This is a genomic window from Stenotrophomonas sp. GSD10 (genome assembly GCF_056172695.1).
Genome location: NZ_JAOCMC010000002.1, coordinates 1,023,102 through 1,049,119, shown reverse-complemented (window position 1 = coordinate 1,049,119; position 26,018 = coordinate 1,023,102). Strand labels below are relative to the sequence as shown.

Below are 26,018 nucleotides of genomic sequence, written 5' to 3'. Positions count from 1 at the left end.
TCTCACAACAGGCGCTCGGACACGACCCGGAACGGCACCCTTGGCAAACGGAAGGCCAGGCCCGATTCAAGCGCCACGCCCATCGCCTGCAGGCGCGGGCACTGCAGTTCGCCCGACAGGCGCAGCGGCTGCAAGGTGTCGACGGCCACCGGCAGGGCAATGCGGGTACTGGCCCAGCAGTGGTCGCAGGTGCGGGCGATGGCCTCGTCCTGGCAGGTCAGGAAACGCAGCAGGGCAGCATCGCCACCGAAGGCGGCCGACCACCCGGCCACGCTCCACCCTGCGGCAGACTGCCAGTGCAGATGCAGCGCCGGCGCACTGCCCTGCCCGCTCTCGATCAATGTGTGACCCGCGCCATCGGCGTCGAGCACATGCGCGAAGCGGGCGGACAGGTGGGGCTGCATGGCATCGCTGAACGCGCGCGCGCCGGCGACGAAGGTCAGCTGGTCCATCACGTTACGATCAAACAGCACCACCGGGGTGCCTTCAGGATCATCGTCACGGCGCAGGTACCAGCGCCAGTTGCTCTGCCGAGGCGACGGCATCAATGCGCGCAGCGGGCCGGCCAGTGCGGGCCCGAAATGACCGTGGCGGTAGCTGAGGATGGTGTACGGCGTACGCCCTTCATGCACCACGTAGTGATGGCCCGGCGGTGGCGGCGGTGCATGGCGCACATCGACCCACCAGCTCACGTAGACCACGTCGCGCACGTCGCTGAGCAGCGCCGGCATCGGCCAGCGCCGCGACAGCGCGCGGCGCAGCCGGGTCCATTGCACCGCGTGCAGCAGGCGCGGCAGCACCCGCCCGAACAGGCTGTCGGACGGGTGCCGGTAGATCGCAGACTGCGCCAGGTCCTGCGGCGCGGTCACCTTCAGTCGGCCAGGCCGCGCAGCAGGTCGTTGACGCTGGTCTTGCTGCGGGTCTTGGCATCAACCTGCTTGACGATCACCGCGCAGTACAGTGAGTGGGTACCGTCCTTGCTCGGCAGCGAGCCGGACACCACCACGCTGTACGGCGGGATGTAGCCGTAGGTGATTTCGCCGGTGGCGCGATTGTAGATGCGGGTGCTCTGGCTGAGGAACACGCCCATGCCGATCACGCTGTGGTGACCGACCACCACGCCTTCCACCACTTCCGAACGCGCACCGATGAAGCAGTGGTCTTCGATGATGGTCGGGCTGGCCTGCAGCGGCTCCAGCACGCCGCCGATGCCGGCACCGCCGGACAGGTGGCAGTGCTGGCCGATCTGCGCGCAGGAACCGACGGTGGCCCAGGTATCGACCATGGTGCCTTCGCCGACGTAGGCGCCGATGTTGGTGAAGCTCGGCATCAGCACCACGTCCTTGCCGAAGTATGTGCCGCGACGGGCGATCGCCCCCGGCACCACGCGCACACCGGCGCGGCGGAACTTCGCTTCGTCATAGCCGGCAAAGCGCGATTCGACCTTGTCCCAGAACGGCGCCGGACGCGCGTCAACCACCGCCATGTCATTGACGCGGAAGTACAGCAGCACCGCCTTCTTCAGCCACTCGTTGACCTTCCAGCCACCGTGGCCGTCCGGTTCGGCCACACGGAATTCACCGGTTTCCAGGCCATCGATCACGCGATTCACCAGCGGACGGGTGGAGCCTTCCAGCTCGTGCAGGGTCAGCGTGGCGCGGCGCTCGAAGGCGCTCTCGATGCCGAACTTCAGTTCTTCCACGCCCGGCACCGGCGGCTTGCGCAGCGACTTGCGGGCGATGGTTTCGGCGCGTGCGGCTTCGGCGCTCTTGACCGGGGCTTTCTTCGGCGCCGCCACCTTCTTCGCCGGGGCCTTCACCGCTGCGGCTTTCTTCGGCGCAGCGGCCTTCTTCGCAGCCGGCACGGCGGCAGATTTCTTGGCCGCTGCACTCTTGGTGGTGGCAGCAGTCTTCTTCACAGGCTTGGTGGCCATCAGGCAGGGTCTCCGGCGTTTCGATCAGGGTCCAGGCAGGCCAGCATCGCGTCATGCAGCTGCTGCCGGGCAGGTTCAGTCAGGGGAGGTCGTGTTCGTCACTGATCACGAAGGTGTCTTCGGCGCGTTCGCCGAATGTGGCAATGCGCGCGTCGTGCACGCGCAGGCCCTGGTTGCGCAGCACGAACGCCACGTCGGCCAGCAGGCCGGGACGGTCGGGAGCGACCAGGGCAAAGCGGGTCGCGCCGGGTTCATCGCGGAACTCGATGCGCGGGGCGAAACGGAAGTGGCGCAGCTGGCGTGGCACGACCCGGCGTGACGGCCGCAGGCGGGCCAGATCGCCACCGAGCGCTTCGCGCAGTGCCGCTTCCAGATTGGCGCTGCTGCCATCGGCAAACGTGTCGGCCGGGCTCACTTCAAACGTATCGAAAATGGTGTCAGCCGGGCCGTCGAGCACGCGCGCGCGGTGGATGCCGTAGCCCTTGCGGTCCAGGGTCATCACGATGGCGGCGAACAGACCGTCGCGGTCCGGCGAATGCACGAACACTTCCAGCGCCGGGTCGTCGACGCTGATCCTGCGCACCTTCACCAGGGCCTGGCCCTGCTTCACCGGCACCAGTGCGGCAGCCTGCCAGGCCAGCTGTTCCGGGCGCAGGCGGATGAAGCCTTCGTCAGGCATCACCGCGAACTGGCGGTCGATGGTGGCGTCGTCGTAGCCCTGTTCGCGCACCAGCGCGCGCACGCTGTCGCGCGCCTCGGCCACGCGCTCGGCGGCCGGCACCGGATGCTCCAGTCCCTCGCGCAATGCGCGCCGCGTCGCGAAGTACAGATCGGCCAGCAGCCGGTCCTTCCAGGCATTCCACAGCTTGGGGCTGGTGCCGGCGATGTCGGCGCAGGTCAGCAGGTACAGGTAGTCCAGGCGGTCACGGCTGCCGACCAGGGTGGCGAAGCGGTGGATCACCACCGGATCGGCGATGTCCTGCTTCTGCGCGGTCACCGACATGCGCAGATGCTGCTCGACCAGCCAGGCCACCAGTTCGGTGTCGGTCACGCTCAACGCATGCGCCTGGCAGAACGCACGCGCGTCCACCGCGCCCAGCTCGGAGTGATCGCCGCCGCGGCCCTTGGCGATGTCATGGAACAGCCCGGCCAGCAGCAGCAGCTCCGGCTTGCGCAGGCGCGGCCATACTTCATGGGCGATGGAGAAGCGCTCGTCGGCGCGGCTGCTGGCGAACTGCCCGATGTTGCGCAGGACCATCAGCGTGTGCTGATCCACGGTGTAGACATGGAACAGGTCGAACTGCATGCGCCCGCTGACCTGGGCGAACGCCGGTATCCACTGGCCAAGCACGCCCAGCCGCGCCATGCGCGAAAGCGTATCGACCGGGCGCTGGCCACGCAGCAGGGTCATGAACTGCTCGCGCGCATCCGTGTCGGCTTGGTCGTAGGCCGGCAGCAGCGGCAGCGATTCGGCCAGTGCGCGCGCGGTCAGCGAATGCAGGCCACGCACCTGCGGGTTGTTGGCCCAGCTGGCGAACAGCGCGAACACCTGGCCGATATCCGCGCGTGGCCAATCGGCCTCGTTCGCGGCCAGGTAGCCACGGCGCAGCGAAAAACCCACGGTCAGCGGTTCCGGCTGCGCCTCGCCATCGAACTGTTCCTCGAAGCGCTGCAGCAGGCGGTCGCTGATCCGGCGCACCACCGATGCAGCGCGGTAGAAGCCCTGCATCATTTTTTCGACACCCAGATTCTCGGCGTCGTCTTCGAAGCCCAGGCGCGCGGCCAGGGTCTTCTGGTAATCAAAGCGCAGGCGCTCTTCCGGGCGGCGCGCCACCAGGTGCAAGCCAAAGCGCAGCCGCGCCAGCACCGCGCGCTCGCGCTTCAATGCAGCCGCTTCGTCGGCGCCCAGGTGGCCGAGCCCGACCAGCGCCTCCAGATCGCGCACGCCGAACGCACGCAGCGCCATCCAGCCCAGCGTGTTGAGGTCACGCAGGCCACCCGGGCCGTCCTTCAGGTCCGGCTCCAGGTTGTCGGCGGTATCACCGAAACGCTGGTGGCGGTTGCGCAGCTCTTCCAGCTTGGCCAGGAAAAAGGTCCGCGCCGGCCACAGTTCGCGATCGTCGATCGCTTCGCGCAACGCGCGGCGCGCCGCATCGTCGGCCAGGATCGGACGCGCCTCGATCAGCGCGGTCAGCACGGTCTGGTCGGCAGCGGCCTGGCGGCACTGCGCGGCCGAGCGCACAGCATGGCTGACCGCCAGCCCGCAGTCCCACAGCAGCGCGAACAGGCGTGCCAATGCGGGCTCATGAGCGAGCTGTGCCTGCGCGTCACCGAACACCAGCAGGTCGATGTCCGACCGCGGGAACAGCTCGCCGCGGCCATAGCCGCCCACCGCGAACAGCGACAGGCCACTGTCGGCCGGCAGGCAGCGCTGCCAGGCCAGGCGGATCAGATGGTCGGCCGCACGCGCGCGCAGCGCCAGCAGGCGCTCGATGTTGTCGCCCTGGTCGAAACGGCGGTACAGGCGCGCATCGGCCTGTTGCAGCGCCTGCCGTGCGGCAGACGCCCATTCGGAATCGTCAAGCGAATCGGCCGGCGCGTCCAGCAGTGAACCCGCCGGCAGCATGGTCAGGCGACCTGCGATTCGCCCGGCGACAGGGTCAGCACGTCCACGCCGGTCTCGGTGACCGCGATCATGTGCTCCCACTGCGCCGACAGCTTGCGGTCCTTGGTCACCACGGTCCAGCCATCCGGCAGCACCTTGTTGTAGCGGGTGCCCTCGTTGATCATCGGCTCGATGGTGAAGGTCATGCCCGGCTGCAGCACCAGACCCTGGCCCGGGCGGCCGTAATGCACCACCTGCGGCTCGTCGTGGTAGACCTTGCCGATACCGTGGCCGCAGTACTCGCGCACCACGCTGAAACGTTCGCCTTCGGCATAGCTCTGGATGGCATGGCCGATGTCGCCCAGGGTCGCACCCGGGCGCACCGCACGGATGCCGCGCCACATGGCTTCATAGGTGGCTTCCACCAGGCGGCGGGCCATCACCGACGGCGTACCGACGAAATACATGCGGCTGGTATCGCCGTGCCAGCCATCCTTGATGACGGTGACGTCGATGTTGATGATGTCGCCATCCTTGAGCACCTTCCCTTCGCTGGGAATGCCGTGGCAGATGACGTTGTTGACCGAAGTGCACACGGTCTTGGGGAAGCCGCGGTAGCCGACGTTGGCCGGAATGGCGCCCTGCACGTTCACGATGTGGTCGTGGCAGATGCGGTCCAGTTCCTCGGTGGTGACACCGGGCTTGACGTGGGGGTGACGATGTCGAGCACTTCGCTGGCCAGTCGGCCGGCGACGCGCATCATCTCGATTTCCTGCGGGGTTTTCAGATTCACGCTCATGGCGCCCATTATCGCCGATCCGGCCGCAATCTGAACGAACGCCACCCAACTGGCGTTGCGGGCCGTGCACGGTTCCGGCAAGGAAAGTGAAAGCGTGATGGGATTCGCCCTTTCGGATCCCTATTTATCACGGATTACAGACACTTAGCCGCACAAGCTGGCGGCGACCGTCGTCAAAGCGGCACCCAACACGCCGCCTTCGCCTTGTTCAACGGACCTTCGGGTCAGGGAGGTTGTCCATGCGATCCCCGCTTCGTTCCCCGCTTGCCTGGGCCCTGGGGGCGCTCCTGCTGAGCGGTCCGGCGCTGGCGGCCGACACCACCACCTTCAACGTCACCCTGGTGGTCACCAAGGCCTGCACCATCACCGCCGCAGCAGCCACCAACGTTGACTTCGGCACCGCCGCATCGACCACCGCCACCCCCACCCTGGGCCAGGGCACGGTGACCGCGCAGTGCTCGGCGCTGACCCCGTACACGATCTCGCTGAACGCGGGCGCCAACGCCAGCACGGCCAACGACGTCACCACCCGCCGCATGAAGAACACCAATGCGGCCGTGACCGCCAACAATTTCGTCGGCTACCAGCTCTACCAGGACGCCGCGCACACCCTGGTCTGGGGCGCCACCACCGGCACCAATACCCAGGCCGGCATCGGCACCGGCCTGGCGGTGCCCTACATCGTCTACGGCCAGATCCTGAACCTGAGCACCAACAACCCGGCCACCGGCAACTACCTGGATACGGTCACCGCCACGATCACCTATTGATGGAGCACGCCCGCATGGCCGGACCCCGCCCGTGGCGCGCCACCGGCGTGGCGCTGCTCGCCCTGAGCCTGCTGCTCGCCACCGCCGCCGGTGCCACCAGCCTGCAGGTCGCCCCCACCAGCCTGCAGCTCGAAGCCCGCCAACGCGCAGGCGAACTGTGGCTGACCAACAGCGGCACCTCGCCGGTCAGGCTGCAGGTGCGCGTGTTCCGCTGGGTACAGCAGGATGGGCAGGAACAGCTGCTGCCCACCGATGAGCTGCTGGCCACCCCGCCGATGCAGGAACTGGCCGCCGGCCAGCAACAGCTGGTGCGGGTGATGCGTCCGGTCAACCAGCCGCCGGAGGTCCAGCGCTACTACCGGCTGATCGTCGACGAAGTACCCGACCTGGCGACCCGCGCCAACGGCATGCAGTTCGTGCTGCGCTATTCGATCCCGGTATTCGTGCAGCCCTCCGGCGGCAAGCTCGCGCCACAGCTGGCCGCGCGCCTGGTACGGCTGGAGGACGGCCGCAACGGGGTGGAAGTGGCCAATACCGGCAACAGCTATGCGCAGATCGCCGACCTCGCGCTGGGCAGCACGCAGCGCCCGCGCATCGTGCACCCGGGGCTGCTGGGCTATGTGCTGCCCGGACAGGTGATGCGCTGGCCGATCGAGCGCACCGCGATCGACCGCGACAACGACCAGATCACGGCCAAGCTCAATGGCGAGTCGGAACAGACGCCACTGTCGCCACCACCGGCTCGCTGAGGCGTTGATGGGCGCGCTGTTGGCTGCCCTGGCTCCTGCGGCGACCGAGGCCGCCGATGTGCCCGGTATCGCGGCCGCCGGGGCCGCAGACGTATCGGGCGTGTCAGCCGATGCAATCCTGCCACCGCCAACCCCGCTGACCGCCAGCCAGACGCTGTACCTGGATGTTTCGCTCAACAGCACGCCGCGCGGCCTGCTGCCGTTCACCGAGAACCGGGGCCGCCTGCAGGCCAGCCCCGAGGTGCTGCGCCAGCTCGGCTTCAATGCCAGCGGTGATGCCCCGGTCTACCTGGACCAGATCAGCGGCGCGGTGGTGCGTTACGACGCGCACATGCAGACGCTGGCACTGGACGTGCCGCTGGACCAGCTGACCCTGCCGACCACCGTGCTCAGCCGCCCACAGACCCGTGCACTGGCCGGCACGGCCTCACCGGGCCTGCTGCTCAACTACGACGTGTATGGCAGCCGCGTGGATACGCTCGGCAATCTCAGCCTCAGCTCGGAACTGCGCCTGTTCGGCATCGGCAACGGCACCTTCGAGAACACCGCGGTCAGCCGCCGCTACCAGCAGCCCGGTGATCGTCGCTGGCGCGGCGAAAGCGTGCGCCTGGACACCCGCTGGAGCCTGGATTTCCCCGACCAGGCGCTGAGCCTGGACGTCGGCGACTTCTACAGCGGCTTTGTCGACTGGACCCGACCGGTGCGCCTGGGCGGCCTGCAGATCGGCCGCAACTACGGCCTGCAGCCCTATCGCGTGCTGACACCGACGCCCAGCTTCCTCGGCCAGGCGGTGGTGCCGTCCACCGTCGAGCTGTACGTCGATGGCCTGCGCCAGTACAGCGGCCAGGTGCCGGTCGGCCCGTTCCAGCTGGGCGCCCAGCCCGGCATCAGCGGTACCGGCACCGCACAGGTGGTGGTGACCGACGCGTTCGGCCGCATGCAGACCCTGGATTTCAGCTTCTACGGCACCCAGCAGCTGCTGGCCAAGGGCCTGTCGGACTGGTCGGTCGGCGTCGGCCGCCTGCGCGAGGATTTCGGCCAACGTTCCTTCGCCTACGACGATCGCACCGTGGCCAGTGCCAGCTGGCGCGGCGGCGTCAGCGATACCTTTACCGGCGAAGCGCATGCCGAAGGTGGCGGTGGCCTGGCCCAGGCCGGCCTCGGCGGCTGGTGGCTGCTCGGCGGCGCGGGGTGTTCAATGCCGCCTACGCGCGCAGCGACTACCACGGCCTGCAGGGCGGGCAATGGGCACTGGGCTACAGCTGGAACAACCGCCGCTTCAATTTCAACCTGCGCAGCGTGCGCAGCCACGGCGACTATCGCGACCTGGGCGCACTGCAGGGCAACCTGCCACCGGACATCAGCGACCAGGCCACGGTCGGCATCGACCTGCTGCGGCTGGGCACGCTCAGCGCCAGCTACCTGCGCCTGCGCTACCCCGACGGCGAGGACAACCGTTACGCCAGCCTGTTCTGGTCGCGCAGCTGGAGCCAGCGCTGGTCGGCCTACCTGTCGGTGAACCAGAACCTGGACAACAGCGATGACCGCAGCCTCTATCTGTCCGTCACCGCCAGCCTGGGCAACAACCGCCAGGCCAGCCTGTCCAGCCAACGCAACGGCGACAGCCAGAGCTGGGTGGCCGATGTCACCCAGCCGGTGCCCGGCGATGGCAGCGCCGGCGGCGTCGGCTGGCGCGCACAGGTACGCCACGGCGAGGATGGCAACGGCGGCCTGGCCGAAGTCGGCATCCTCAACGATGTCGGCCGCTATTCGCTTGGCGCCTCGCGCCAGGGCGGCCTGAACTATGCCTACGCCAGCGCCAGCGGCAGCCTGGTGTGGATGGGCGGGCATGCCTTCGCAACCCGCGAGGTCTCCGATGCGTTCGCGGTGATCAGCACCAACGGCGTGGGCGGCGTGCCGGTGCGGCTGGAGAACCGGCTGATCGGCGTGACCGATGACCGCGGTCTGCTGCTGGTCAGCCCACTGCTGTCCTGGCAGCGCAACCGGGTCTCGATCGACACCCTGGACCTGCCTGAGGACATGCGCGCCGACCGCATCGAAGACTGGGTGACCCCACGCCAGCGCGCGGGCACGCGGGTGACCTTCGAACTGCGCTCGCGACCCTCGCTGAGCCTGACCCTGCACAGCATGGACGGGCAGCCGCTGGAGGTGGGCAGCGAAGTGCAGCTGCCCGACGGGCGGCAGGCGCTGGTGGGCTATGACGGCCTGTTGTACCTGGAAGACGTGGCCGCCGGCAGCGTGCTGTACATCACCACCAGCGGCGGGCAATGCCGGGTGAAGGTACCGGACCTGCCCAAGGTGGTGGCGTCCGGCGCGCGGCCGAAGCCAGCACCGCTGGCGTGCATCCCGGAGGTGGCGCCATGAGGGTGCTGCTGGGCCTGCTGCTGGTCGCTGGCCTGCTGGTGGCGGCGCCAGCGCGCGCCACCGCCGTGTGCACCGCCATCGCCGACCCGACGCTGCCGTTCGGCAACGTCAACAGCAATGCACCTGGCGCGACCACCGGCACGCTCAACATCACGGTGACCTGCACCACCGCCGCACTGAGCCTGCTGGCCACCACCGGCGTGCGGGTCTGCGTGGGCATCGGCGCCGGCAGCGGCGGCGGCAGCAGCTCCACCTGGCGGACGATGAAGACCAGCGCCAGCGACAGCATGAACTTCCAGCTCTACAACACCTCCAATTTCAGCCAGGTGACCGGGCTGGCCCCGCGCGGCACGCCGCCGGCGCAGGAACTGACCATGACCTACAACGTGCCGTTGCTGACCGGCGGCAGTGGCGCGCAGGCCACCCAGCTGTTCGCGCAGATCCCGGCCAACCAGGTGCTGGCTTCCGGTGCCTACAGCAGCACCTTCAGCGGGGCGAACGTGGTGCTGACCTGGGCCTGGAACGAGGTACTGCTCGGCACCGCCACCGTGCCCGCCACCTGCAACGGCGGCGCCACCGGCACCAACAGTGCCAGCGCGGCCTTCAGCTTCACCGCCACCGCCAATGTGCTGCCGCAGTGCGGCAGCTACGTCACCACCAACATGAACTTCGGCAATGTCACCGGCGGCATTCCCGCCAACATCGACCAGACCGCGACGCTGACCCTGACCTGCCTGAAGAACACCGCCTACCAGGTCAGCCTCAACAACGGGCAGAACAATCCCGCAGCCACCGGCACCCGGCGCATGGCCACCACCATCGGCGGCAGCACCTACTACCTCACCTACGAGCTGTACCGCGATTCCACCCGCACCCAGCGCTGGGGCAACACGCTGACCGTCGATACCGCCAGCGGCACCGGAACCGGCAGCGCGCAGCAGTTGACCATCTATGGCCGGGTGCCGCCGGTCACCGGCCAGCCACCGGCGGGCACCTACAACGACCTGGTGCAGGTGACGATCACCTATTGATGGGCGTGCCGACCAACGGTCGGCACCTACCGGGGCGGGTCCTGGTAGATCCACGCCATGCATGGATGCTGGCCTGGCGCAGTCGAGCAAGCTCGACTCTACAGTTCCGGCCAATCCCGCCGATACCGCGCAGCGAGTCCTGACGCAGGGTGGTTGGCGGGTGGTTCGTGTATTTCTGATCGGGGCGATACTGTTCGCCAGCACACCCGCATGGGCTGAACCCGGCACCACGCCGCTGCAGATCCGGCTCACCGTGGTGGAAGCCTGCAGCGGCGAGGCCGGCAACCGCCTTTGCCCGGTTCCGCAGCAACGCAGTGACGCACCGCAGCTGCCCACCCAGGTCCGCGATCTGGCACCACCGCCCGCCAACGAAGACCCGGTGCCTGCCGTGACCGTCATCTACTGATGCGTGCGGCACTGATCCTGCTGGCGTCGCTGCTGGCCATGCCCGCCGCTGCACTGGACCTGTCCCCCACTACCCTGCAGCTGCCCGTCGAAGGTGGCCGCACCGAGCTGTGGCTGTACAACCCCGGCCCCGGCCACTGGCAGGGCCAGGTGCGGGTGCTGGCCTGGGAACAACAGGTGGATGCCGAACGGCTGCGCCCGACCGGGCAGATCCTGGCCAGCCCGATCCAGCTCGATCTCGCCCCGGGCGTCCGCCAGCGCGTCTGGCTGCTGCCCGGCCGCCCCGAGCCCGTGGCCGGTGAACAGGCCTATCGCATCGTGCTGGAGCCCAGCCGGGCCGGCCTGCCCCGCTACTCACTCCCGCTGTTCCGCGGCCAGGCCGCACCGCAGGCGCAACCCCGCGTACAGGCCCGGCTCGACGCCGACGCGTCGCAGCCCTATCTGCGATTGAACAATGCCGGGCCGCTGCACGCCCGCCTGCATGACCTGGTGTTCGTTGCCGATGACGGCCAGCGCACCCTGCTGCTACCGGGGCTGGCCGGCTACCTGCTGGCCGGGCACGAGCGCCGCTGGGCGCTGCCGCCCCGGGCGAACGGCTACCATGGCGGGCGTTTCCAGGCCCATCTGCAGGATGGCCGCCAGGTCGAGCTGACCGCGCCGGACCCCGCAATTGCAGCAGGCGCGCCAAGCGGGCTATAATCGACCGGATTCCTGCCGCCAGCGTGCGCGGGACCCCGTCCACACCGGACGTCACCGGTGAATCCACACCTGCTGCCCCCATCCGTGCCGGGGTGCTCCGCAAGGAGTTCGGCCACGGAGGCAACAGGGAAGCCCAACCCCGGAACCCATCGCGTTTCCACGCGTCCCGCATACCTATTACCGCGGGCGGAAGCGCAGGTTCCCCATCAGGAGTATTGCAATGCCCCAGGTCACCATGCGTCAGATGCTGGAAGCCGGCGTCCACTTCGGCCACCAGACCCGCTACTGGAACCCCAAGATGGCTCCGTACATCTTCGGCGCCCGCGGCAAGATCCACATCATCAACCTGGAAAAGACCGTCCCGCTGTTCAACGACGCGATGAACTTCATCTCGTCGGTGGCCCAGAAGCGCGGCACCGTCCTGTTCCTGGGCACCAAGCGCAGCGCCCGCGAAACCATCCGTGAAGAAGCCGAGCGTTGCGGCATGCCGTTCATGAACCAGCGTTGGCTGGGCGGCACCCTGACCAACTTCCGTACCGTCAAGCAGTCGGTTGCCCGCCTGAAGGAACTGGAAGCCGGTGAAACCGACGGCACCTTCGAGAAGCTGGTCAAGCACGAAGTGCTGGGCCTGCGTCGCGAGCGCGACAAGCTGGAAGCCTCGCTGGGCGGCATCAAGGACATGAACCGTCTGCCGGACGCCATCTTCGTGATCGACATCGGCCACGAAGACATCGCGATCAAGGAAGCCAAGAAGCTGGGCATCCCGGTCATCGCCGTGGTCGACACCAACTACAACCCGGAACTGGTTGATTACGCCATCCCGGGCAACGACGACGCCATCCGCGCTGTGCAGCTGTACGCCCGCGCCGCTGCCGACGCCGTGCTGGAAGGCAAGGCTGCTGCACCGCACGCCGCTTCGGTGCGCGAAGAAGAGTTCGCTGAAGCCGCCGCCGAAGGCGAAGACAAGCCGGCCCGCCGCGCGCCGGCCAAGAAGGCTGCCAAGAAGGGCGACGACGCCCAGGCCTGATCCAGGCCCCGGGGTGGACGCCCGGCGTCCACCCTCCCTGCATGCCGCCCTTGGCGCGTGACAGGACTGTGTCACACGGGCCGGCCACCATGCCGGCCCAACCCCTTTCTTTCGTGAGGTAATCCCGTGGAAATCACTGCTTCCCTGGTCAAGGAACTGCGCGAGCGCACCGGCGCCGGCATGATGGAATGCAAGAAGGCGCTCACTGAAGCCAACGGCGACATCAACGCTGCTGCTGAAGCCATGCGCAAGTCCGGCGCCGCCAAGGCCGACAAGAAGGCTGACCGCGTGGCCGCCGAAGGCCGTCTGGGCCTGGCCCAGGACGGCGGCAAGGCCGTGCTGGTCGAAGTCAACTCGGAAACCGACTTCGTCGCCAACGATGACAACTTCAAGTCCTTCGTCAACGCTGTCGCCGCTGCTGCCCTGGCCACGGACGCCAACGACGTCGAAGCCGTGAAGGCCGCCAAGCTGGCCGATGGCCGCACCGTTGAAGAAGCCCGCGCCACCGCCGTGCAGACCCTGGGTGAGAACATCCAGATCCGTCGCCTGGTGAAGGTGGACGGCAACAACACCGTCGGCGCCTACGTGCACACCAACGGCAAGGTCGGCGTGCTGGTCGACCTGGTCGGCGGCGACGTCGAGCTGGCCCGTGGCCTGGCCATGCATGTGGCCGCGCTGAAGCCGCCGCACAACAAGGCTGCGGACGTTCCGGCCGACTTCGTCGAGAAGGAAAAGGAAATCGAGCTGGCCAAGATGTCCGAGAAGGACAAGGCCAAGCCGGCCGACATCCTGGAAAAGATCATCAGCGGCAAGATCAACAAGATCGTCAGCGACGTGACCCTGTACGGCCAGACCTACGTGCTGGGCGACACCACCGTCGAGCAGGTGGTCAAGGCCGCTGGCGCCGACGTGGCCGGCTTCAAGCTGCTGGTCGTCGGCGAAGGCATCGAGAAGGTGGTGGAAGACTACGCCGCCGAAGTTGCCAAGGCGATGCAGGTCTGATTCCAGCCCTCCGGCTGTGAAGCAACCAGAAGGAGCCGCGGAAACCGCGGCTCTTTTTGTACCTGTGGCTGCACCCCACCAGCACCTTTGCGTTACGCACCAATCAAGCCGATACTCGGCGCAGGGAATCGACAGTCACCTAGCAGGAACGAAAATCGCGGACTGTGATGCATTCCTAGGTATTCTTGTCCTAATGGAATTGAACGACCCGACATGCCTCCCGAGCTGACAGCTGCCCTGGCGCTCTGCCGCAACCTGCCTTCGCCGCCCGGTATTGCCCTGCGCATCATCGAACTGGCGCAGGACCCGGAAGCGGACATCGCCACCGCCGCCGACATCATCGCCATCGACATGGCGCTGAGCGCTCGCATGCTGCGCATCGCCAATTCGCCGCTGTACGCCAGCCGCCGCCGGATCGAGAACCTCGGCCAGGCGCTGACCATGCTCGGCCTGAATGCCACGATCAGCCTCGCCCTCGGCTTCACCGTCACCCAGGGGCTGACCGGCGGCAGTGGTGCCGACCACGACCTGCGCCAGCGCGCGTGGAAGCGCAGCATCCTCAGTGCACTGGCGGCCAGCCAGCTGGGCCAGGCGCGTGGGCTGCGCCGGCTGGAGGAGCTGATGCTGGCGGGGTTGCTGCAGGACCTGGGCGTGCTGTGCCTGGCCCAGGCCGAATCGGAGCGCTATCTGCCCCTGCTGCGGGATGCGCGCGACAACATCGATCTGGTCTCCCGTGAGCGTGACGCGCTGGGCTGCAGCCATGCCGACGTGGGCGCCTGGGTGGCCGAGCAGTGGGGCCTGCCGCGCTATCTGGTGGAGAGCATCAGCCACAGCGAAGACCAGGATGCCGCAGGTTCGGCGTTCCAGGCCTGCGTACAGCTGTCTGGCGCCGTGGCCGACATCTGGCTCGATGACGATGCCGATGCCGCGCGCGAGCGCGCCCTGCAGCAGGTGCACGATCGCCTGGAACTGGACAGCGCGCGTTTCGACCAGGTGCTGGTGCGCATCAGCGACGCCCTGCCGGACATCGCCAGCCTGTTCGAGGCCGGCCTGAGCTCGCCGATGCGGGTGCGCGAACTGATCGACCACGCCCAGGAGCTGGCCACCCTGCGCAACCTGCGGGAACTGCAGGATGCCGACCAGGCGCGCCGCCGCGCCGACGAATTCGAGGCCCGCGCCAAGCGCCTGGCCGACCAGGCCCATCGCGACGCCCTGACCGGGGTGCTCAACCGCCGCCAGCTGGAGGCGGTGCTGGAACAGGAATTCCTGCGCGCCGGGCGCCAGGGCTGGCCGCTGTCGGTGGCCTTCATCGACCTGGACGATTTCAAGAAGATCAACGATGCCCACGGTCACCTGACCGGCGACGAAGTGCTGCGCGCCTTCGCCGGCAAGCTGCAGGGCCAGCTGCGCAACAGCGACACCGTGGCCCGTTTCGGCGGTGAGGAGTTCGTCGCGCTGCTGCCCAACACCAGCGAAACCGTGGCCCTGGACGTGATCCGCCGGGTCCTGGCCAACATCGTCGCCACGCCAATGGCCGAGCTGGAAGGTGGCCCGCTGTTCGTCACCTTCTCCGCCGGCGTGGCCACCCAGGGCGGTTACGAGCGCTTCGCCGATGTGCAGGACCTGCTGCGCGCCGCCGACGACGTGCTGTACCGCTCCAAGAACCTGGGCCGCAACCGGGTGATCGCGCGCTCCCCGGTGCACTGGGCCACGACGAGCTGTCGGCGACGGCCGGCGCCGAACTGGGCTGAACGGGAAGCCCCGCATTGCCGGGGCGAACCGCCGGATTTTGCGCCGCAGTGCACAAAACACTATGGCCCGACGCCGCATGCGCGTAGAATCGCCCGCGATTTCCACGCACCCGAGGTCCCCATGTCCAAGCTCGCCTATCGCCGCATCCTTCTGAAACTGTCCGGGGAGGCGCTGATGGGAGATGAGGACTACGGCATCGACCCGAAGATCATCAACCGCCTGGCCCGCGAGGTCATCGAAGCCCAGCAGGCCGGTGCCGAAGTGGCGCTGGTGATCGGCGGCGGCAATATCTTCCGCGGCGCCGGCCTGGCCGCCGGCGGCATGGACCGCGTCACCGGCGACCAGATGGGCATGCTGGCCACCGTCATCAACGCCCTGGCCATGCAGGACGCGCTGGAGAAGCTCGGCGCCAAGGCCCGTGTGATGAGCGCGATCAAGATCAACGACGTGTGCGAGGACTACATCCGCCGCCGCGCCATCCGCCACCTGGAAAAGGGCCGCCTGGTGATCTTCGCCGCCGGCGTCGGCAGCCCGTTCTTCACCACTGACTCCGGCGCCGCCCTGCGTGCGATCGAGATCGGTGCCGACCTGCTGCTGAAGGCCACCAAGGTCGATGGCGTGTACGACAAGGACCCGAACAAGCACAGCGATGCGGTCCGTTTCGACAGCCTGAGCTACGACGAAGTGATCCGCCGTGGCCTGGAAGTGATGGATACCGCCGCCTTCGCGCTGGCGCGCGACAGCGATCTGCCGATGCGCGTGTTCGACATGGGCCAGCCGGGCGAACTGCTGAAGATCCTCAGCGGCGAGAACATCGGCACCCTGGTCCAGGGCCGCGATCCGGCCTGAGCCTGAGCGGGCGGCGACAGCCGGGTCGATCCAGGCCCGGCAGCGTCCCGTATTCGCCTATAATCGCCCGATTCCAGATACATCCAGGACCGGGCGATGCTCAACGACATCAAGAACAACGCGCAGACGCGCATGGCCAAGAGCATCGACGCTCTGAAGCACACCCTTACCTCCATCCGGACCGGACGTGCCACGCCGGCCCTGCTGGACCGCGTGACGGTCAATGCCTACGGCAATGCCAGCACCCCGCTGAACCAGGTTGCCTCGATCTCCAACGCCGACGCCCACTCGCTGCTGGTCACCCCGTTCGACAAGGGCATGATCAAGGAGATCGAGAAGGGCCTGTACAACGCCGAATTCACCCCGAACACCCTGGGTACGGCGATCCGCATCAACATGCCGCCGCCGACCGAAGAGCGCCGCAAGGAGCTGGCCAAGCAGGTGCAGAAGGAAGGCGAAGGCGCCAAGATCGCGATCCGCAACATCCGTCAGGACGCGAACAAGGAAATCGCCAAGCTGGTCAAGGACAAGGCGATCAGCGAAGACGAGAAGAAGCGCGGCGAAGACGACATCCAGAAGTTGACCGACGCCAACATCAAGGACGTCGACAAGGTCGTTGCCGACAAGGAAAAAGAACTGCTGTCGGTCTGAAGTCGATGCCTTCAGTCCCGCCCCCGTTGCCGGCTGCCCTGCCCCGCCACGTTGCCATCATCATGGATGGCAACGGTCGCTGGGCGCAGCAGCGTCGCCGCCCGCGCGTGATCGGCCACCGTGCCGGCGCGCGTGCCGTCAACCGCACCATCGAGCGCTGCCTTGAACTGGGCATCCCGGCGCTGACCCTGTTCGCCTTCTCCAGCGAGAACTGGGGCCGGCCGCAGGAAGAAGTCGATGCGTTGATGAAGCTGTTCCTCGGTGCGCTCGACCGCGAAGTGGACGAGCTGCATCGGCGCGGCGTGCGCGTGCGCTTCATCGGCGAACGCGAGCGCTTCGGCGCCGGGCTGGTCAGCCGCATGCAGCTGGCCGAGCAACGCACCGCCGACAACACCGCGCTCACCCTGTCGATCGCTGCCAGCTACGGCGGCCGCCAGGATATCGCCCGTGCCGCGCGCGCCCTGGCCGCCGAAGTCGCCGCCGGCCGCCTGCTGCCCGAGCAGATCGACGAGTCGCTGCTGGGCCGCCAGGTCGCTCTGGCCGACCTGCCGCCGCCAGACCTGTTCATCCGCACCGGCGGCGACACCCGCATCAGCAACTTCCTGCTGTGGCAACTGGCCTATACCGAGCTGTGGTTCACCGAGGCGCTGTGGCCCGATTTCGATGCCGACCAGCTGCAGCAGGCGCTTGATGCCTATGCCGGCCGCGAGCGTCGATTCGGCCTGACCAGCGCCCAGATCGCCGCCCTGGCCACCGAGACCTCCAGCCCATGACCAAGACCCGAGTCCTCGCCGCGCTGATCATGGCGCCGCTGGCCATCGCCGCGATCCTGCTGCTGCCGACGCAGTGGCTGGCCGCCGCCGCCGCCGCCGTGCTGCTGATCGGCCTGTGGGAATGGCTGAAGCTGTCCGGCATTGAAGACACCCTGGCGCGTACCGTGCTGCTGGTGCTGAACCTGCTGCTGATGGTGCTGCTGGTCTGGGCCGATGGCAGCACGTTGGTGCTGTTCCAGATCACCACGCTGGCCGGCGTTGCCTGGTGGCTGGCGGCCCTGGTCTGGCTGCGCTTCTTCAACTTCGGCGCACAGCCGACGGCCCCTGCACGGATCGTGAAGATGCTGGCCGGTACCCTGGCCATCGTCCCGGCCTGGGCGGCGCTGGTGCTGATCCATGCTGGCGGCGATCCGCCGGGCCAGCAGGGCCACCTGTGGCTGCTGGCGGCACTGGCACTGGTCTGGGCCGCCGATTCGGGCGCCTATTTCGCCGGCCGACAGTTCGGCAAGCACAAGCTGGCCCCGCGCATCAGCCCCAACAAGACCTGGGAAGGCCTGTTCGGTGGGCTGATCGCCGGCGTCGCCGTCGCCCTTGGACTGGGCTGGCTGGCCGGCATCGACGGCGCCCACCTGCCGGGCCTGCTGATCACCTCGGTGGTGGCGGTGTTTGCATCGGTGCTGGGCGATCTGTTCGAAAGCCTGATCAAGCGTCACGCCGGCGCCAAGGACTCGGGCCACCTGATTCCGGGCCATGGCGGCGTGCTGGACCGGGTCGACGGCGTGCTGGCGGCCGTGCCGGTGTTCGCGCTGGGCAAGGAAATCTTCGGGTTCTGACCATGAATGCAGCTGCAGACCTGCGCCGGGTCGCCGTGTTCGGCGCCACCGGCTCGATCGGTGCCTCTACGCTGGACGTGATCGCCCGCCACCCGCAGCGCTACCAGGCCACCGTGCTGGCAGCGGGCCGCCAGGTGCAGGCGCTGCTGGCCCTGTGCCGGCAGCACGCGCCGGCGCATGCTGTGATCGCCGACGAATCGCTGTACGCCGCGCTGCGCGACGGCCTGCGCGAGGCTGGTCTGGCCACCCAGGCCCATGCCGGCTCCGCCGCGCTGGACCAGCTGGCAGCCAGTGAGGTCTGTGACACCGTGGTGGCCGCCATCGTCGGTGCCGCCGGCCTGTCCTCGACCCTGGCCGCCGCGGCCGCCGGCAAGCGCGTCCTGCTGGCCAACAAGGAATCGCTGGTCCTGGCCGGTGAACTGCTGACCCGCACCGCCGAGCGGGCCGGCGCCGAGATCATCCCGATCGACAGCGAGCACAGCGCGATCTTCCAGTGCCTGCGCTCGCGTGACGCCAGCCTCGACGGCGCCGGCGTGCGCCGGATCCTGCTGACCGCCTCCGGCGGCCCGTTCCGTGGCCGCAGCCGCGCCGAACTGGCCCAGGTCACCCCGGCACAGGCCGTGGCCCACCCGAAGTGGTCGATGGGGCCGAAGATCTCGGTCGATTCGGCGACGTTGATGAACAAGGGCCTGGAAGTGATCGAGGCCCATCACCTGTTCGCGGTGCCTGGCGAGCGCATCGAAGTGCTGGTGCATCCGCAGAGCCTGGTGCATTCGCTGGTCGAGTTCGTCGACGGCTCCACCCTGGCGCAGATGGGCCTGCCGGACATGCGCACCACCCTGGCCGTCGGCCTGGGCTGGCCGCAACGCATTGAATCGGGCGTGGCCGGGCTGGACCTGCTGGCGCAGGGCCGGCTCGATTTCGAAGCCCCCGACACCGACGCCTTCCCCTGCCTGGCGCTGGCCTGGCAGGCGATGCAGGCCGGCGGCACCGCCCCGGCGGTGCTGAACGCTGCCAACGAAGAGGCGGTTTCAGCGTTTCTTCAGGGCCGGATCGGTTTCCTGACCATCCCGGAGCTGGTTGCTAACGCTCTTTCAACACTGCCGACCGAACCAGCCGATACACTGGAGGTCCTGTTGTCCGCCGACCAGCGGGCACGCCAGCTGACCCTGAACGCCATCGCCGCCGCCTGAACGACCGCCTCGCCCAGCATGACGACGCCGCCCCTGTCCGCCACTGTGAGCCTGCATGACTGATTTCATCGGATCGGTCTGGTGGATGATTGTCAGCCTCGGGCTGCTGGTCACATTCCACGAGTTCGGGCATTACTGGGTCGGCCGCCTGTGCGGCGTCAAGGTGCTGCGCTTCTCGGTCGGCTTCGGGCGGCCGCTGTGGTCGCGCCGCGACCGCCATGGCACCGAGTTCGCCATCGCCGCCATCCCGCTCGGCGGCTATGTGAAATTCCTCGACGAGCGCGAGGTCGAAGTCCACCCGCATGAACGCGGCCAGGCCTTCAACCACAAGACCGTGTGGCAGCGCATCGCCATCGTCGCCGCCGGCCCGCTCGCCAACCTGCTGCTGTGCATCCTGCTGCTGTGGGCGATGTTCGTCATCGGCAAGCAGGACTATTCCCCCACCATCGGCCGCACCAGCGGCATTGCCGCCACGGCCGGCCTGGCCGGTGGCGATCGCGTGCTGCGCGTGGACGACCGCCAGGTGGTGACCCTGGGCGAGGCCAGCATGGCGCTGACCGCTGCAGCGATGGACCGCCGCGATGTGAAGCTGGAAGTGCTCGATGCCGCCGACCAGGTGCGCGTGCGCACGCTGCCGCTGTCGCAGCTGCCGGCGGGCTTCGATGAACGGCGGGTGCCGATCCTGGCCGGCCTGTACTGGCAATCGTGGCTGCAGCCGGCGCTGGTCGATTCACTCACGCCCGATTCGGTGGTGAGCGGGCTGCTGCAGCCCGGCGACCTGATCGTGGCGATCGACGGCCAGCGGATCGACAGCGTCGACCAGGTGATCGGCGAGATCCAGGCCCTCGGCCGCGCCGGTGGCCCCGGCATGATCGAAGTCCTGCGCGGCGGTGAGCGGCTGGCGCTGGAGGTCACCCCGCGCCAGGGCAAGGACGGCAAAGGCAACCCGGTCTGGCAGATCGGCGTCGGCTTCCCCACCTCCTACAGCCCGGCCTACGACACCCTGCTGCGCTATGGCCCGCTGGACGCGGTGACCGTGGCCGTGCGCGAAACCGGCCGTCTGGCCGCCGACTCGCTGGGCATGATGGGCCGCATCGTCACCGGCAAGGCCTCGCTGCAGAACGTTTCCGGGCCGGTCACCATCGCCCGGGTGGCCAATGTATCGGCCAAGCGCGGCCTCGACTGGTTCCTGCAGTTCCTGGCCCTGCTGTCGCTCAGCCTGTGCATCATCAACCTGCTGCCGATCCCGATCTTGGACGGCGGCCACCTGCTGTATTACCTTATCGAGTTGGTCAAGGGCAGCCCGCTGAGCGAGCGTGCCATCGCCGCCGGCCAATACATCGGCCTGGCGTTGCTGGCCGGGCTGATGGGGTTGGCGTTCTACAACGACATCCTCGGCCTGGTCCCGCGATGAACTTTTCCACGTTGTTGCCGTCTACAGCGTCGGCATCCCGCACCAATGAAATCGACCTTCCTACCGGACGTGACATGACGCGACTCCCCAATCGCCGCCTGCTGGCCCTCGCCCTCGCCGCCGTCACCGGCGCTCCCGCCCTGGCCCAGGCAGCCGAGCCCTTCACTGTCAGCGACATCCGCGTCGATGGCCTGCAGCGCATCAGCTCGGGCACGGTGTTCACCTACCTGCCGGTGGAACGTGGCGAGACGGTCACCGACAGCAAGGTCGGCGAGACCATCCGCGCCCTGTACAAGACCGGCTTCTTCGAAGACGTGCAGCTGGACCGCCAGGGCACCATCCTGGTGGTGACCGTCAAGGAACGCCCGGCGATCAACAAGCTGACCGTGACCGGCAACAAGGACATCAAGTCCGACCAGCTGCTCAAGGGCCTGTCCGACATCGGCCTGACCGAAGGCGGCACCTTCGACCGCCTGAGCCTGGACCGCGTGACCCAGGAACTGCGCCGCCAGTACAACGACCGCGGCAAGTACAACGTCGAGATCACCCCGACGGTGAGCCCGCTGGACCGCAACCGCGTGGACATCGCCATCGCCATCAAGGAAGGCAAGGCGGCCAAGATCCGCCATGTCAATCTGGTCGGTACCGAGAAGTACGAGAGCAAGGACATCCTGGAGACCTGGGAATCGAAGGAGCACAACTGGGCCTCGTGGTACCGCCGCGATGACCAGTACTCCAAGGAAAAGCTGTCCGGCGATCTGGAAAAGCTCAACTCCTGGTACCTGGACCGCGGCTATGTCGACTTCAGCATCGATTCGACCCAGGTCTCGATCAGCCCCGACAAGCGCGACATGTTCCTCACCGCCGGCGTGACCGAGGGTGCGCAGTACAAGATCTCCGAGATCAAGGTCAGCGGCGACACCATCCTCCCGCAGGAGGACGTCGAGCGCATGGTGATCCAGAAGTCCGGCGACACGTTCTCGCGTGCCCTGCTGGAATTCAGCTCGGACACCATCACCAACTCGCTGTCCAACATCGGCTACGCGTTCGCCAAGGTGAACCCGATCCCGACCACCAACCGTGCCGAACAGACGGTGGCCATCAACATGCAGGTCGTGCCCGGCCCGCGCGTGTCGGTGCGCCGCATCCTGTTCCGTGGCAACACCCGCACCTCCGACGAAGTGATGCGTCGCGAAATGCGCCAGTTCGAGAACAGCTGGTACTCGCAGGCCGCGATCGATCGCTCCAAGATCCGCCTGCAGCGCCTGGGCTACTTCGAGTCGGTCGAGGTCGAGACCCCGGCCGTCAGCGGCAGCAACGACCAGGTCGACGTCGTCTACAACGTCAAGGAAACCACCTCGGGCAGCTTCGTGTTCGGCCTGGGCTATTCGCAGTCCTACGGCATGACCACCTCGGTGCAGCTGTCGCAGAACAACTTCCTCGGCGGCGGCAACCGCGTGTCGGTTGAAGCCTCGCGCAGCAGCTACCTGCAGCGCTACGGCTTCAGCTACACCAACCCGTACTTCACCGATGACGGCGTGTCGCTGGGCTACAACCTGTCCTGGCGCGAACTGGACTACTCCGACTTCAACACCGCCCAGTACAACAGCACCAATGGTTCGGCGCAGGTGGTGTTTGGCGTGCCGCTGACCGAGACCGACACCGTCTCGCTGATGTTCGGCATCGACAGCAACCAGATCACCACCTACCAGGGCTCGACCCCGCAGTCGATCATCGACTACATCAACGCGGTCGGCCGCCGCACCTTCCACGCGTGGCGCACCGAGCTGGGCTGGGCACGCGACTCGCGCAACGACTACTTCATGCCGACCCGCGGTACCTACCAGCGCGTCGGCCTGGAAACCACGCTGCCGGGTTCGACCATCGAGTACTACAAGCTGAACTACCAGATCAGCAAGTACTGGCCGATCATGCCGTCGCTGGTGATCAACACCCGTGCCGAAGTGGGCTACGGTGACGCCTACGGCAAGGACTACAGCCGCACCCTGACCGAGCCTGATGGCACCACCCGGACCGTTACCGCCAGCGGTCTGCCGTTCTTCGAGAACTTCTACGCCGGTGGTACCAACTCGGTGCGAGGCTTCGAGGACAACACCCTGGGCCCGCGCGAAATTACCCAGGGCTATCCGGAAGGTCAGCCGCTGGGTGGTTCGCTGAAGACCGTCGGTTCGGTCGAAGCCTACTTCCCGCGCCTGTTCGACAGCCCGTCGGCGCGCGTGTCGGCCTTCGTCGACTTCGGCAACGTCTACAACGGCACCAAGAACTTCAAGGCCAACGAACTGCGCGTGTCCACCGGTGTGGCCCTGCTGTGGCGCGCCCCGGTCGGTCCGATCTCGATCAGCTACGCCTTCCCGCTGAAGAAGGAAGACGATGACAAGATCGAACGACTGCAGTTCACCTTCGGCGGGCAGTTCTGACGAACCGCCCTGCGGTTCATCAGAACTGCACGCGCATTCCTCCTATCCCCCGCGCCGTTGGCGCGCCCCCTTAACAAAGGGGGCTCTCCACCAAACGGGGTGCGAAGCGCCGGGCATTGCCCGGCGTTTTCGTTTGTTGATTGCCGCGCTCACACGCATTGAGCCGAGCACGGCTCGGCTCTACAGGAAACGGGTTTCGAGGACTGGCCGCCCGCATGAAACTGTCCAGAGGCGGCGGGTGGCCCTGGGCAGGACCGTTGGCGCCATGGATGGCGCCACCGAGCACCATGGAGGGGATCTTGCGTGTCCTGACCAGGGCCACCCGTCGCCTCCGCCCGGTAGCAGGCAGACGCCATGAAACCGCCCCCGCATGACCGCAATGGCGTCACACGTTAAACTCCCGCCGTGAATACTCCCACCTACACCGCCCAGCAACTCGCCGAGCAGTTCGGCCTGCAGGTCCATGGCGACCCCGCCACCGCCATCCATGGCGTGGCCACCCTCGCCCATGCCGGACCTGGCCAGCTGACCTTCCTCGCCAACCCGCGCTACCGCGCCCAGCTGGCCGACAGCCAGGCCTCGCTGGTGGTGTTGCGCGCCGACGACGCCGACGCCGCCCCGGGCACCGCGCTGGTGGCCAAGGATCCCTACACCACCTTTGCCAAGATCGCCGCGCTGTTCGACATCGCACCGGCACGCCCGCCGGGCATCCACCCCAGCGCCGTCATCGATCCCAGCGCCCAGGTCGCCGCCAGCGCCCACATCGGTCCGTTCGTGTCCATCGGCGCGCGCAGCGTGGTGGGCGACAACTGCATCATCGGCGCCGGCAGCGTGATCGGCGAAGACTGCCGCCTGGACACCGGTTGTGAACTGATCGCCCGGGTCACCCTGGTCACCCGGGTCACGCTCGGCAAGCGCGTGCGCGTGCACCCCGGTGCCGTGCTGGGCGCCGATGGCTTCGGCCTGGCCATGGATGCCGGCAAGTGGATCAAGGTTCCGCAGCTGGGCGGTGTGCGCATCGGCGACGACTGCGAGATCGGCGCCAATACCTGCGTCGACCGTGGCGCGCTGGAAGACACCGTGCTGGACGAGGATGTGCGCCTGGACAACCTGGTGCAGATCGCCCATAACGTGCAGATCGGTGCGCACTCGGCCATCGCAGGCTGCACCGGCATCGCCGGCAGCGCCAAGATCGGCCGCTACTGCCTGCTCGGCGGCCACGTCGGCGTGGTCGGCCACCTTGAGATCTGCGACAAGGTCGTGATCACCGGCAAGTCGGTGGTCCGCAACTCCATCCATGAGCCAGGCGAGTACTCGTCCGGCACCCCATTGACCGACAACCGCACGTGGCGCAAGAACGCCGCGCGCTTCAAGCAGCTGGACGCATTGGCTCGCCGCGTCCTGGCCGCTGGCAAGGAGAAAGAATGAACGACACGCTGCAGCTTCCGATCGACGTCAGCCAGATCCAGGAACTGCTTCCGCACCGCTACCCGTTCCTGCTGGTGGACCGGGTGCTCGAGCTCGACATCGAGGCCAAGCGCATCCTGGCGCAGAAGAACGTCAGCATCAACGAGCCGTTCTTCCAGGGCCACTTCCCGGGCCGCCCGATCATGCCCGGCGTGCTGATCATCGAAGCGCTGGCGCAGGCCGGTGGCGTGATGACCCAGCTCACGCTTGGCCGCGACTCGCAGTCCAAGCTGTTCTACATGGTCAAGGTGGAAAACGCCCGCTTCAACAAGCAGGTCGTCCCCGGCGATGTGCTGATGCTGGATGTACAGATGAAGCGCCTGATCCGCAACATGGGCTGGTACTACGGCGAAGCCAAGGTCAACGGCGAAGTGGTCGCCTCGGCCGAGGTCATGTGCGCCGGCGCCAAGGGCTGATCCACGGGAGGCAGCAATGACTGACAACGCACCACGGATCCATCCCACCGCCGTCATCGATCCGGCCGCCCGGCTGGCCGACGACGTCCAGGTGGGCGCCTTCACCCTGATCGGCGCCGATGTTGAAATCGGCGCCGGCACGGTGGTCGGCCCCCATTGCAGCATCCACGGCCCGACCCGGATCGGCCGCGACAACCGCTTCGTCGGCCACGCGGCCATCGGTGGCGAGCCGCAGGACAAGAAGTTCGGCGGCGAGCGTACCGAACTGGTGATCGGCGACCGCAACGTGTTCCGCGAGTTCGTCACCCTCAACCGTGGCACCGGCGGCGGCGGTGGCATCACCACCATCGGCAACGACAACTGGATGCTGGCCTACACGCACGTGGCGCACGACTGCCATGTCGGCAACTTCTGCGTGTTCTCCAACAACACCACGCTGGCCGGCCACGTGACCGTGGGCGACTACGTGATCATCAGCGGCTTTGCCGGCGCCCATCAGTTCTGCCGCATCGGCGCGCATGCCTTCCTCGGCATGGGTGCGCTGACCAATGGCGACGTGCCGCCGTTCACCATGGTCGGCACCGACTCGCTCGGCCGCCCGCGAGGCATCAACAGCGAAGGCCTGAAGCGCCGCGGCTTCGATGCCGAGCGCATTTCGGCCATCAAGCGCGCCTACCGCACGCTGTATGTGGCCGGGCTGCCGCTGGCCGAGGCCAAGGTGCAGCTGACCGAACAGGCGCGTGACAGCGATGACGTGAAGGCCATGCTGGACTTCATCGAGCACGCCGAGCGGCCCCTGCTGCGATGAGCAGCACGCCCGGCCAGGC

Annotated in this window: 19 protein-coding genes and 4 pseudogenes; 19 read left to right on the top strand and 4 right to left on the bottom strand. The window is 67.6% G+C overall.

Features of this window, described 5'->3' with window-relative positions; all coding sequences use genetic code 11:
• Positions 1–2: 2 nt before the first annotated feature.
• The 4 genes and pseudogenes from N4G47_RS05015 to map all read right to left on the bottom strand — a co-directional run bounded on the left by N4G47_RS05015 (position 3) and on the right by map (position 5,337).
• Positions 3–869 (bottom strand): hypothetical protein, encoded by an 867-nt coding sequence (locus N4G47_RS05015; protein ID WP_475285603.1) that lies wholly within the window; start codon positions 867–869, stop codon positions 3–5.
• 2 nt (positions 870–871) lie between these two features.
• Entirely contained in the window at positions 872–1,933 is a 1,062-nt protein-coding gene (dapD, locus tag N4G47_RS05010) for a 2,3,4,5-tetrahydropyridine-2,6-dicarboxylate N-succinyltransferase (protein WP_475285601.1), read from the bottom strand.
• Positions 1,933–4,559 (bottom strand): annotated as a pseudogene (locus N4G47_RS05005) ([protein-PII] uridylyltransferase). Before N4G47_RS05005 ends, dapD begins: the two are co-directional and overlap by 1 nt.
• Before the next feature lie 2 nt (positions 4,560–4,561).
• Positions 4,562–5,337 (bottom strand): annotated as a pseudogene (map, locus tag N4G47_RS05000) (type I methionyl aminopeptidase).
• Positions 5,338–5,576: 239 nt separating this feature from the next.
• Between map and N4G47_RS04995 the strand changes: the two are divergent.
• The 19 genes and pseudogenes from N4G47_RS04995 (at position 5,577) to lpxA (ending at position 25,999) form a co-directional block, all read left to right on the top strand.
• The gene (locus N4G47_RS04995) at positions 5,577–6,107 is read left to right on the top strand and encodes a Csu type fimbrial protein (RefSeq protein WP_107230339.1); all 531 of its coding nucleotides are present in this window, start codon (positions 5,577–5,579) and stop codon (positions 6,105–6,107) included.
• Positions 6,107–6,856 (top strand): fimbrial biogenesis chaperone, encoded by a 750-nt coding sequence (locus N4G47_RS04990; protein ID WP_107230338.1) that lies wholly within the window; start codon positions 6,107–6,109, stop codon positions 6,854–6,856. The genes N4G47_RS04995 and N4G47_RS04990 overlap by 1 nt, the downstream gene beginning before the upstream one ends.
• 7 nt (positions 6,857–6,863) lie before the next feature.
• Positions 6,864–9,241, top strand: a pseudogene (locus N4G47_RS04985) (fimbria/pilus outer membrane usher protein).
• Positions 9,238–10,272, top strand: coding sequence for a Csu type fimbrial protein (locus N4G47_RS04980; RefSeq protein WP_475285598.1), 1,035 nt, complete (start codon positions 9,238–9,240; stop codon positions 10,270–10,272). The pseudogene N4G47_RS04985 and the gene N4G47_RS04980 overlap by 4 nt, the downstream one beginning before the upstream one ends.
• 61 nt (positions 10,273–10,333) lie before the next feature.
• Positions 10,334–10,678, top strand: a complete 345-nt coding sequence (locus N4G47_RS04975; protein ID WP_475285596.1) for a hypothetical protein — start codon at positions 10,334–10,336, stop codon at positions 10,676–10,678.
• Complete coding sequence (locus tag N4G47_RS04970) at positions 10,678–11,376, top strand: fimbrial biogenesis chaperone (RefSeq protein WP_475285594.1); 699 nt, start codon at positions 10,678–10,680, stop codon at positions 11,374–11,376. Before N4G47_RS04975 ends, N4G47_RS04970 begins: the two co-directional genes overlap by 1 nt.
• A gap of 220 nt (positions 11,377–11,596) precedes the next feature.
• Positions 11,597–12,403, top strand: a complete 807-nt coding sequence (rpsB, locus tag N4G47_RS04965) for a 30S ribosomal protein S2 (RefSeq protein ID WP_057497695.1) — start codon at positions 11,597–11,599, stop codon at positions 12,401–12,403.
• Positions 12,404–12,529: 126 nt separating this feature from the next.
• Positions 12,530–13,405, top strand: coding sequence for a translation elongation factor Ts (gene tsf / locus N4G47_RS04960; RefSeq protein ID WP_107230333.1), 876 nt, complete (start codon positions 12,530–12,532; stop codon positions 13,403–13,405).
• Between the two features lie 213 nt (positions 13,406–13,618).
• Positions 13,619–15,094 (top strand): annotated as a pseudogene (locus N4G47_RS04955) (HDOD domain-containing protein); the annotation flags it as partial.
• Between the two features lie 183 nt (positions 15,095–15,277).
• Positions 15,278–16,006, top strand: coding sequence for a UMP kinase (pyrH, locus tag N4G47_RS04950; protein WP_010486325.1), 729 nt, complete (start codon positions 15,278–15,280; stop codon positions 16,004–16,006).
• A gap of 96 nt (positions 16,007–16,102) precedes the next feature.
• Positions 16,103–16,657: a ribosome recycling factor gene (gene frr / locus N4G47_RS04945; protein ID WP_049427358.1), complete on the top strand. Its 555-nt coding sequence runs from the start codon at positions 16,103–16,105 to the stop codon at positions 16,655–16,657.
• A 5-nt stretch (positions 16,658–16,662) separates the two neighbouring features.
• Positions 16,663–17,430: a polyprenyl diphosphate synthase gene (gene uppS, locus N4G47_RS04940; protein ID WP_249844585.1), complete on the top strand. Its 768-nt coding sequence runs from the start codon at positions 16,663–16,665 to the stop codon at positions 17,428–17,430.
• The gene (locus N4G47_RS04935) at positions 17,427–18,263 is read left to right on the top strand and encodes a phosphatidate cytidylyltransferase (protein ID WP_107230330.1); all 837 of its coding nucleotides are present in this window, start codon (positions 17,427–17,429) and stop codon (positions 18,261–18,263) included. Before uppS ends, N4G47_RS04935 begins: the two co-directional genes overlap by 4 nt.
• Positions 18,264–18,265: 2 nt before the next feature.
• The gene (locus N4G47_RS04930; RefSeq protein ID WP_475285590.1) at positions 18,266–19,456 is read left to right on the top strand and encodes a 1-deoxy-D-xylulose-5-phosphate reductoisomerase; all 1,191 of its coding nucleotides are present in this window, start codon (positions 18,266–18,268) and stop codon (positions 19,454–19,456) included.
• Between the two features lie 55 nt (positions 19,457–19,511).
• Positions 19,512–20,870, top strand: coding sequence for an RIP metalloprotease RseP (gene rseP / locus N4G47_RS04925; RefSeq protein ID WP_107230328.1), 1,359 nt, complete (start codon positions 19,512–19,514; stop codon positions 20,868–20,870).
• A 74-nt stretch (positions 20,871–20,944) separates the two neighbouring features.
• A complete protein-coding gene (bamA, locus tag N4G47_RS04920) occupies positions 20,945–23,308 on the top strand; it encodes an outer membrane protein assembly factor BamA (protein WP_475285588.1) in 2,364 nt (787 codons plus the stop codon).
• Between the two features lie 405 nt (positions 23,309–23,713).
• Positions 23,714–24,736, top strand: a complete 1,023-nt coding sequence (lpxD, locus tag N4G47_RS04915) for a UDP-3-O-(3-hydroxymyristoyl)glucosamine N-acyltransferase (protein ID WP_309337490.1) — start codon at positions 23,714–23,716, stop codon at positions 24,734–24,736.
• Positions 24,733–25,191, top strand: a complete 459-nt coding sequence (fabZ, locus tag N4G47_RS04910; protein WP_057497706.1) for a 3-hydroxyacyl-ACP dehydratase FabZ — start codon at positions 24,733–24,735, stop codon at positions 25,189–25,191. The genes lpxD and fabZ overlap by 4 nt, the downstream gene beginning before the upstream one ends.
• A 16-nt stretch (positions 25,192–25,207) precedes the next feature.
• Positions 25,208–25,999 (top strand): acyl-ACP--UDP-N-acetylglucosamine O-acyltransferase, encoded by a 792-nt coding sequence (lpxA, locus tag N4G47_RS04905; protein ID WP_057497707.1) that lies wholly within the window; start codon positions 25,208–25,210, stop codon positions 25,997–25,999.
• Positions 26,000–26,018: the final 19 nt, after the last annotated feature.

What these genes read in the sequence shown, in the direction of transcription:
- frr (WP_049427358.1), top strand. Translation starts at nt 16,103, where the DNA reads ATGCTCAACGACATCAAGAACAACGCGCAGACGCGCATGGCCAAGAGC.
- uppS (WP_249844585.1), top strand. Translation starts at nt 16,663, where the DNA reads ATGCCTTCAGTCCCGCCCCCGTTGCCGGCTGCCCTGCCCCGCCACGTT.
- N4G47_RS04935 (WP_107230330.1), top strand. Translation starts at nt 17,427, where the DNA reads ATGACCAAGACCCGAGTCCTCGCCGCGCTGATCATGGCGCCGCTGGCC.
- rpsB (WP_057497695.1), top strand. Translation starts at nt 11,597, where the DNA reads ATGCCCCAGGTCACCATGCGTCAGATGCTGGAAGCCGGCGTCCACTTC.
- rseP (WP_107230328.1), top strand. Translation starts at nt 19,512, where the DNA reads ATGACTGATTTCATCGGATCGGTCTGGTGGATGATTGTCAGCCTCGGG.
- N4G47_RS04990 (WP_107230338.1), top strand. Translation starts at nt 6,107, where the DNA reads ATGGAGCACGCCCGCATGGCCGGACCCCGCCCGTGGCGCGCCACCGGC.
- fabZ (WP_057497706.1), top strand. Translation starts at nt 24,733, where the DNA reads ATGAACGACACGCTGCAGCTTCCGATCGACGTCAGCCAGATCCAGGAA.
- dapD (WP_475285601.1), bottom strand. Translation starts at nt 1,933, where the DNA reads ATGGCCACCAAGCCTGTGAAGAAGACTGCTGCCACCACCAAGAGTGCA.
- N4G47_RS04930 (WP_475285590.1), top strand. Translation starts at nt 18,266, where the DNA reads ATGAATGCAGCTGCAGACCTGCGCCGGGTCGCCGTGTTCGGCGCCACC.
- pyrH (WP_010486325.1), top strand. Translation starts at nt 15,278, where the DNA reads ATGTCCAAGCTCGCCTATCGCCGCATCCTTCTGAAACTGTCCGGGGAG.
- N4G47_RS04975 (WP_475285596.1), top strand. Translation starts at nt 10,334, where the DNA reads ATGGATGCTGGCCTGGCGCAGTCGAGCAAGCTCGACTCTACAGTTCCG.
- N4G47_RS04995 (WP_107230339.1), top strand. Translation starts at nt 5,577, where the DNA reads ATGCGATCCCCGCTTCGTTCCCCGCTTGCCTGGGCCCTGGGGGCGCTC.
- lpxA (WP_057497707.1), top strand. Translation starts at nt 25,208, where the DNA reads ATGACTGACAACGCACCACGGATCCATCCCACCGCCGTCATCGATCCG.
- bamA (WP_475285588.1), top strand. Translation starts at nt 20,945, where the DNA reads ATGACGCGACTCCCCAATCGCCGCCTGCTGGCCCTCGCCCTCGCCGCC.
- N4G47_RS04980 (WP_475285598.1), top strand. Translation starts at nt 9,238, where the DNA reads ATGAGGGTGCTGCTGGGCCTGCTGCTGGTCGCTGGCCTGCTGGTGGCG.
- N4G47_RS04970 (WP_475285594.1), top strand. Translation starts at nt 10,678, where the DNA reads ATGCGTGCGGCACTGATCCTGCTGGCGTCGCTGCTGGCCATGCCCGCC.